7 protein-coding genes and 1 tRNA gene are annotated in these 7983 nt (G+C 68.4%); 6 read left to right on the forward strand and 2 right to left on the reverse strand.

Features of this window, described 5'->3' with window-relative positions; all coding sequences use genetic code 11:
* Window positions 1–100: 100 nt before the first annotated feature.
* The 4 genes from BLR90_RS18620 (at window position 101) to BLR90_RS21560 (ending at window position 5101) form a co-directional block, all read left to right on the forward strand.
* A complete protein-coding gene (locus BLR90_RS18620) occupies window positions 101–2440 on the forward strand; it encodes a heavy metal translocating P-type ATPase (RefSeq protein WP_245715393.1) in 2340 nt (779 codons plus the stop codon).
* Window positions 2441–2558: 118 nt separating this feature from the next.
* Window positions 2559–3155: a DUF305 domain-containing protein gene (locus BLR90_RS18625; RefSeq protein ID WP_245715394.1), complete on the forward strand. Its 597-nt coding sequence runs from the start codon at window positions 2559–2561 to the stop codon at window positions 3153–3155.
* A 76-nt stretch (window positions 3156–3231) separates the two neighbouring features.
* Window positions 3232–4107 (forward strand): beta propeller repeat protein, encoded by an 876-nt coding sequence (locus BLR90_RS18630; protein ID WP_091026733.1) that lies wholly within the window; start codon window positions 3232–3234, stop codon window positions 4105–4107.
* 463 nt (window positions 4108–4570) lie between these two features.
* Window positions 4571–5101 (forward strand): DUF3152 domain-containing protein, encoded by a 531-nt coding sequence (locus BLR90_RS21560; RefSeq protein ID WP_245715395.1) that lies wholly within the window; start codon window positions 4571–4573, stop codon window positions 5099–5101.
* 63 nt (window positions 5102–5164) lie between these two features.
* Here the strand turns inward: BLR90_RS21560 and BLR90_RS18640 are convergent.
* Together BLR90_RS18640 and orn are read right to left on the reverse strand one after the other, a co-directional pair.
* Window positions 5165–5240 (reverse strand) — tRNA-His (locus tag BLR90_RS18640).
* A gap of 58 nt (window positions 5241–5298) precedes the next feature.
* On the reverse strand, window positions 5299–5901 hold the full coding sequence (gene orn, locus BLR90_RS18645) for an oligoribonuclease (RefSeq protein WP_245715399.1): 603 nt from the start codon (window positions 5899–5901) through the stop codon (window positions 5299–5301).
* A gap of 109 nt (window positions 5902–6010) precedes the next feature.
* On the opposite strand from orn, the gene BLR90_RS18650 reads away from it, so the two are divergent.
* Window positions 6011–7018 (forward strand): adenosine deaminase, encoded by a 1008-nt coding sequence (locus tag BLR90_RS18650; protein WP_091026736.1) that lies wholly within the window; start codon window positions 6011–6013, stop codon window positions 7016–7018.
* Between the two features lie 135 nt (window positions 7019–7153).
* Window positions 7154–7807: a response regulator transcription factor gene (locus BLR90_RS18655; protein WP_091026737.1), complete on the forward strand. Its 654-nt coding sequence runs from the start codon at window positions 7154–7156 to the stop codon at window positions 7805–7807.
* Window positions 7808–7983 lie beyond the last annotated feature (176 nt).

The raw sequence follows: 7983 nt of genomic DNA on the forward strand, positions 1-7983 counted from the left end.
ACACTCCGAACACCACCACGACCTGGAGCACCCAGACGGCAGTGGAACAGCCACCGCGGTGCTTGAGGTCTCCGGAGTCCAATGGGCTACCAGCAAGAACGTGGCCGAGGCCGTCCTGTCGCGGCGGCCCGGGGTCCACTCGGTCGATGCCAACCCCGTGGCGCAGACCGCGACCGTGACCTACGACCCCGACCGCACCAACCTGACCGAGCTGCGTGACTGGGTTCGCGAGTGCGGCTTCCACTGCGCCGGCCAGTCAGTTCCCCAGCACGTGTGCGACCCGATGACCGAACCCACGGCGGCTCACGGGCCGGACGGCCGCCTTGCCCATGACGCTCACGCGGGGCACTCCATGGCGCCCGCGTCCCCGGTCAGCTCGCCTCACGACGCGATGGGCCACGGTGGACACGGGTCCATGTCGATGGCCGACATGGTCCGCGACATGCGCAACCGGTTCCTCGTCGCGCTGATCCTCTCCATCCCGATCCTGCTGTGGTCGCCGATCGGCCGCGACGTCATCGGTTTCGAGACCGCGGCCCCGTTCGGGCTGCGGGACGACGTGTTCAGCCTGCTCCTCTCGCTGCCAGTGGTGTTCTACTCCGCCTGGATCTTCTTCGACGGTGCCTGGCGGGCCCTGCGCGCACGAACCCTCGACATGATGGTGCTCGTCGCGGTCGCCGTCGGAGCGGGCTGGACCTATTCGCTCGGAGTCACCCTCACCGGAGGCGGCGAGGTGTTCTACGAGGCGGCGACCGTGCTGACCGCGTTCGTGCTGCTGGGCCACTGGTTCGAGATGCGCGCCCGCGGCGGCGCCAACGACGCCATCCGCACCCTCCTCGACCTCGCCCCGCCCCAGGCGCTCGTCATCCGTGATGGCGAACCGGTCGAGATCTCCACCGCAGACGTCGTCGTGGGCGATCTGCTCCTGGTTCGCCCCGGCGCCAAGATCGCCACGGACGGTGTCGTAGAGGAAGGCGAGTCCGACGTCGACGAGGCCATGGTCACCGGCGAGAGCCTCCCCGTGACGAAGTCTCCCGGCGACCCGGTCATCGGTGCGACGGTCAACACCACTGGCACCCTCCGGGTCCGAGCCACCAAGGTCGGAGCCGACACAGCCCTGGCCCAGATCGTCGCGCTCGTCCAGCAGGCGCAGAACTCCAAGGCTCCCGGACAGCGACTGGCGGACAAGGCCGCGTTCTGGCTCGTCCTGGTCGCCCTGGGTGGTGGGGTCGGCACTTTCCTGGTCTGGCTGGCCGCGGGCGCGAGCGTGCAGACAGCCCTGCTGTTCGCGATCACCGTCGTGGTGATCACCTGCCCCGATGCCCTCGGGCTGGCGACGCCCACCGCGATCATGGTCGGCTCGGGACTCGGCGCCAAGCGCGGCATCCTGTTCAAGAACGCCACCGCGATCGAGACCTCGGCCCGCATCGACACGGTCGTGATGGACAAGACCGGGACCCTCACCAAGGGTGAGCCCGAAGTCACCGACGTGGTCGTCGGTCCCGGTGTTGACGAGCAACGGGTACTCGCGTTGGCCGGCGCGCTCGAACGCGAGTCAGAGCACCCGCTCGCCCAGGCAGTCGTGCGTCATGTCGACACACGCAGTGTGCCGCGGCTGCGCGCCACTGGGTTCCGCAACGTGACCGGGATCGGTGCGTTGGCCGAGGTCGACGGACACAAGGTGGCGATCGGCAACCTGCGTCTCATGGAGTCCGAAGGGATCTCGGTAGAGGCGCTCGCAGCCAAGCGCGACGAGATCGCCGCCGGCGGCCGCACCGCGGTGTTCGTCGGCGTCGACGGCACGGCCGTCGCGGTGATCGGGATGGCCGACGCGGTCCGCGAGACCTCCGCCGCCGCCGTCACCGCCCTGCACGAGGCCGGCATCAGGGTGGTCATGCTCACCGGCGACAACCAGGCGACTGCCGAGCGGATCGCCGAGGAGCTGGGCATCGACACCGTGATCGCCGAGGTGCTCCCCGAGGACAAGGCTCGCCACGTCAAGCAGCTGCAGGGCGAGGGGCGTGTCGTCGCGATGGTCGGCGACGGCGTCAACGACTCTCCTTCCCTGGTGCAGGCCGACGTCGGCATCGCCGTCGGCGCCGGCACCGACGTCGCCATCGAGGCCGCCGATGTCGTCCTCATGCGGTCCGACCCCCTGGACGTGCCCGTGGCGCTCACGATCGGGCGGGGCACCCTGCGCAAGATGCGACAGAACCTCGGATGGGCCGTCGGCTACAACGCGATCGCGCTACCCATCGCCGCCGGTGTCTTTGAACCCGCCTTCGGCCTGGTCCTGCGACCCGAGATCGCAGCGCTGTCCATGTCCGGGTCGAGCTTCCTGGTCGCCGTCAACGCCCTGATGCTCAAGCGGCTGACCCTGCCCACGCAACCAGCCCAGCCCGGACCAGACCAAGCGCACAACCTGCAGCCAACGAGTTGAGTCAACGGGTCGCCCGGTTTCTTCAGCGAATCTTGACCTGATCTGGGTGGACCCTCCATCTCCTGCGGCCAGGATCACAGGCACAGGCGGCGCCTTGGCGCGCCATCACACACACCGGATGGAGATCTCCATGAGGAAGACGCTGGCTGCGATTGCCCTGCTCGCGGCCGCAGGACTGACGTTGACCGCGTGTGGAGAGGACACAGACGGCGACGCGACAGGCACCGAGAGCTCCGCAGCCTTCAACGACGCCGATGTGACCTTCGCCCGGCAGATGATCCCTCATCACGAACAGGCGGTCGAGATGGCGCAGATGGCTCAGGGGCGGGCAAAGAGCGAGGAGGTTCTGTCGCTCGCCGAGGACATCGAGGCCGCTCAGGGGCCCGAGATTGATAGCCTTCAGGGCTGGCTCGACACATGGGGTGAGGATGTCCCTGCCAGCGGCATGGAGCATGGCGACATGGGTCACGACTCGGGCGGCACCATGTCCGGCATGATGGACGAGGAGCAGATGAGCGACCTGATGGCAGCCTCGGGTGCGGACTGGGACCAGATGTTCCTGGAGATGATGATCGAGCACCACGAGGGCGCGATCGAGATGGCTGAGTCCGAGGTCGACCAGGGCGAGAACCCGGACGCGGTGGCCCTGGCCGAGAAGATCATCAGCGACCAGCAGGCCGAGATCACCCAGATGCAACAGCTCATGCAGCCCTAGGTCCGCCGTCGCCTCTTCGGACAGGAACCCCATGTCACAACGCCATCAATCGTCGAGCGCGACGGTCCGGCGACGCATGTCCCTTGTGCTGCCCTGGGTGCTCCCGGTCCTGTTTGTCGCAGGCGTTGGCGCGTTCGTAGCCCTCGACGGTGACGGGCGAGACGGGGCCGCGGAGCCAGTTCCCAGCAACGGCATGGGCCACATTCACGGCCTCGGTGTAGCTGACCAGGGACAGACGATCTACATCGGTGCTCACACTGGGTTCTTCCGGGCCAGCGCTGGAGAGCCCACCGAGCGAGTCGGAGACACCTGGCAGGACACCATGGCGTTCCTGCGGGTCAGTGAGGGTGACTTCCTTGCCAGCGGGCACCCCGACCTGACCAGCGACCTCCCCACGCACCTGGGGCTTGTCGGATCCACGGACCAAGGTCGCACGTGGGAGCTTCTCTCGCTGGCAGGCGAAGCCGACTTCCATGCGCTGGAATCGGCCGGCCGATGGGTGGTTGGCTACGACAGCCACGGAGAGCGCATCCTTGCCAGCAAGGATCGCCAGACATGGACCACGATCGATGACGGTCCCATGCTGGATGTCGCCGTTGCCCCGGTGAACACGGCGGCGAAGCTTGATCAGGGTGAGTTGGGCGCCTTCCTGGCCACGACTGCCACGGGTGAGGTGGTCCGCTACCCCGGGGCTTCCGGTCAACCCCGTCCCCTCACGACCGCACCGACGCTCGCGCTGTTGGACTGGCCGACGCCCGAACTGCTGGTCGGCGTCGACCCGCAGGGGACGGTGTACCTCAGCCGGACCGGCGGTCGCGACTGGGAATCCCGAGGCAGCATCGGAGGGTCACCGGGAGCGTTGGAGGTCACCGCCAATGCTTGGTACGCGGCCACGGCGACGAACGTCGTGGTGTCCCTCGATCAGGGCCAGACGTGGTCAGTCATCGCATAGTGCCCCGCCCCCCGAACCGGCGTGTCGCCGGACCGCGCGACCTTCCCCTGAAGCGCGTTCGGCGACACGCTACCTCTCGAATATTGCCGGCGTGGTGAAGGGGCATCGAACACAGCCCGGCCGCCGCGCACAGCCACGCCGACGCACCGGTCAGGTGACGTCCGGCGCGAGTGGACGAGGGGGACGGCGGCGCCTCAAGCGCAGAAGATTCGCGCGCGGCCGCGTCCGTGCTGCTTGTTGCGCTCTCCTCGTCACAACTGCTGTTGTGGCTCTCGGACTTCAGCTTCGTCCACCGCAGTCGCCGGACGAAGCGGCAGCAGGGACCGCGCGGAGACAGGTCACGGTGACCGAGTTCGAGACAAGACCGTTTCGGCCACCGGAGCCCACAACTGCCTCCGGACCTGATCGGTCTCGCGAGACACGGGTCGGCCCGCGGCCCCCCGTCGCGATCGCCGTACCTGAGGTGGGTGACGGCACCTTCAAAGTGGCCCCAAAAGCGTCCCGTGCTGCGCAGGAAGACGAACCCGCCACCACCTACACAGTTGAAGTGGAGGCAGGTCTGCCGTTCGCGGTCGACGACGTGGCGAACGTCGTCGACGCGACGCTCAGTGACCGTCGCCGGGGCTGGTCAGCAACAGGCAGCCACCAGATGCGGCGAGTCGGTGGTGGGGCGGTCCTGCGAATCCTCCTGGCGTCCCCGGCCACCACCGACCGCCTGTGCTCGCCACTGGAAACCGAGGGGCGGCTCTCATGTCGCAACGGGCAGCTGGTCGTCCTGAACGCGTGGCGTTGGGCGAACGGCACCCAGGGGTATGAGGGCCAGCTCCCCAAGTACCGGCGTTACGTGATCAACCATGAAGTCGGCCACGCCCTGGGGTATCCGCACGTTCCCTGCCCTGGATCGGGGCTGCCAGCACCCGTGATGCTGCAGCAGACCATTGGCCTCGAGGGCTGTCTTCCCAACCCGTGGCCCGCAGCAGTGGACTTACGGTGAAGTTGCGCCGAGCGGAAATGGGTCGAGCCCCTGACCGACATCTCGGTCAGGGGCTCGAACCATTGGGGTGAGTAACGGGACTTGAACCCGCGACATCCGCCACCACAAGGCGGCGCTCTACCAGCTGAGCTATACCCACCAGGGCGATCCGAGCCGTACGAGGCGTACTGCCTGGATCAGAGAGGAGTGTAGACGGCTCAGGCGGTCGGGTTGGAATCGGGCTCGGCGATTCCGGTCAGGGCACCGCCGTGTCGCTGCGCGATCGGCCGGGCGGTGGCGGCGTCCGGGCCCGGAGACGGCACGAAGACGGTCTCGCGGTAGTAGCGGAGCTCCTCGATGCTCTCCTGGATGTCGGCCAGGGCCCGGTGGTTGCCGCGCTTGGGCGGGGCCGTGAAGTAGGCCTTCGGGAACCAGCGTCGGGAGAGCTCCTTGATCGAGGAGACGTCGACGATCCGGTAGTGGAGGAATGCGTCCAGGTCGGGCATGTCGCGCGAGATGTAGAGGCGGTCCGTGCCGACGGTGTTGCCGGCCAGCGGCGGACGGCTGCCCTCGGCGCAGTGCTCGCGGATGTAGGCGAGCACCTGCTCCTCCGCCTCGGCCAGGGTGATCCCGCTGTCGAGGTGGTCCAGGAGCCCGGACTTCTCGTGCATGGCACGGACGAAGTCGATCATCTGGTCGAGCGCCTCGGCCGGTGGCTTGATGATGAGGTCGATGCCCTCGCCGAGCACGTTGAGGTCGAAGTCGGTGACCAGGGCCGCGACCTCGATCAGGGCGTCCGCCCGCAGGTCGAGCCCGGTCATCTCGCAGTCGATCCACACCAGTCGGTCATTCACAAGAGATCACCCTAGTCCCGGGCTCGGGCGAGCCGCGGTTTGGTCGCCCGGGTGGGTGGGCTGGCACCATTCCGCGATGAGCACCAGTGACTTCATCGCGCGGCTGCCGAAGGCCGAGCTGCACGTCCACCACGTCGGGTCGGCCTCGCCGCGCATCGTCAGCGAGCTCGCCGAGCGCCACCCGGGCACGGTGCCGTCCGACCCCGACGCCCTGCGGGCGTACTACGAGTTCCGCGACTTCGCCCACTTCATCGAGGTCTACCTCGCCGTCGTCGACCTGATCCGCACCCCTGAGGATCTGCGCTACCTCACCTACGAGGTGGCCCGCGAGATGTCGGTCGGCCAGTCCCTGCGCTACGCCGAACTCACCTGTACGCCGTACACATCGGTCGCCGCAGGCATCCCGATCGAGGCCTACACCGAGGCGATCGAGGACGCGCGGGTGGCGGCGGAGCGTGACTTCGGGCTGGTGCTGCGCTGGATCTACGACATCCCCGGCGAGTCGGGCCTGCCCGCCGCCGACGACACGCTCCGCTACGCCCTCGACCACCGGACCGACGCGCTCGTCGGCTTCGGCCTGGGCGGCCCCGAGATCGGCGTACCCCGGCCGCAGTTCGAGCCGCACTTCACCGCGGCCCGCGCGGCCGGGCTGCGGTCGGTGCCGCACGCCGGCGAGACCACCGGACCGGAGACGGTGTGGCACGCGTTGCAGCTGCTGGGTGCCGAGCGGATCGGGCACGGTACGTCGTCAGCGGCCGACCCGGCGCTGCTCGCCCACCTCGCCGAGCACCGGATCCCGCTCGAGGTCTGCCCGTCCTCCAACATCGCCACCAGAGCCGTCGCGACGCTGGCCGAGCACCCGCTGCGTACGTTCGTCGAGGCCGGCGTGCTGGTCACCATCAACTCCGACGACCCGCCGATGTTCGGCACCTCGCTCAACCGCGAGTACGAGATCGCCGCCGACCTGCTGGACCTCGACGAGCGGGGGATCGCCGACCTCGCCCGGGCGGCGGTCGACGCGTCGTTCGCTCCGGACGACGTACGTGCCTCGTTGCTCGCCGAGATCGAGGACTACGTCGGCTGAAGCCCCCAGGTCAGCGCCTGGGGGCATGCATAAGGCCCCGCACACTCATACTGTGCGGGGCCTTCGCCATTGAATCTCGGCGGGTATGCGGGATTGGGGAGCCCGGCCGCGTGTCGATGAAATACTCTTGACCCCATGACACCCCCACAGGCACCGATACGGATCGCCGTCGTCAATGACTACGAGATGGTCGTCGCGGGGGTCGCGGCTATGCTCAGCCCCTTCAGCGACCGGGTCGCCGTCGTCGAGATCGACGCCGGCCTGCCGGTCATCACCGACGTCGACGTGATCCTCTACGACACCTTCGGTCAGGTGCAGGGTGACGGGGTCGACCTGGAGGACCTCGTGCGGGGCGGGGGCGCCAAAGTCGTCATCTACAGCTGGAACGTCCAGCCGGAACTGGTCGAGCGCACGCTCGCCAAGGGCGCCCGCGGCTACGTCTCCAAGGCCTACACGGCCGAGCAGGTCGTCGCGGCGGTCGAGGCCGTCAGCCGCGGCGAGGTCGTGCAGCCCACGCCGCCCGAGAGCGTCGGGCCGGAGCGGGGTGTCTGGCCGGGCCAGGAGTTCGGCCTGAGCGCCCGCGAGGCCGAGGTCATCGCCCTGATCACCCAGGGCCTGTCCAACCAGGAGATCGCCGACCGGTCCTACCTGAGCATCAACTCGGTGAAGACCTACGTGCGCACCGCCTACCGCAAGATCCACGTCACCCGCCGCTCCCAGGCGGTCGCCTGGGGGATGACGCACGGGCTGTCCCCGGACCGGATGCGGGCCGTCGACCCCGCCAGCTGACGCAGCAGACAGACTGGGCGCCCCCGGCAGGATTCGAACCTGCGACCGGCGGATTAGAAGAGATGTCCGTCATTCCGCATCACACCTAGGGCGTGTCTCCCTATTCGCGAAGCCAGATGGTGATGGCGCGTAGGACTACGCCTCCGCGGTAGACCACGGCGAGTTTGTCGTAGCGG

Source organism: Nocardioides szechwanensis (assembly GCF_900103935.1).
Classification (GTDB): Bacteria; Actinomycetota; Actinomycetes; order Propionibacteriales; family Nocardioidaceae; genus Nocardioides; species Nocardioides szechwanensis.

What these genes read in the sequence shown, in the direction of transcription:
- BLR90_RS18625 (WP_245715394.1), top strand. Translation starts at nt 2,559, where the DNA reads ATGGAGATCTCCATGAGGAAGACGCTGGCTGCGATTGCCCTGCTCGCG.
- BLR90_RS18630 (WP_091026733.1), top strand. Translation starts at nt 3,232, where the DNA reads ATGTCCCTTGTGCTGCCCTGGGTGCTCCCGGTCCTGTTTGTCGCAGGC.
- orn (WP_245715399.1), bottom strand. Translation starts at nt 5,901, where the DNA reads ATGACCGGGCTCGACCTGCGGGCGGACGCCCTGATCGAGGTCGCGGCC.
- BLR90_RS18650 (WP_091026736.1), top strand. Translation starts at nt 6,011, where the DNA reads ATGAGCACCAGTGACTTCATCGCGCGGCTGCCGAAGGCCGAGCTGCAC.
- BLR90_RS18655 (WP_091026737.1), top strand. Translation starts at nt 7,154, where the DNA reads ATGACACCCCCACAGGCACCGATACGGATCGCCGTCGTCAATGACTAC.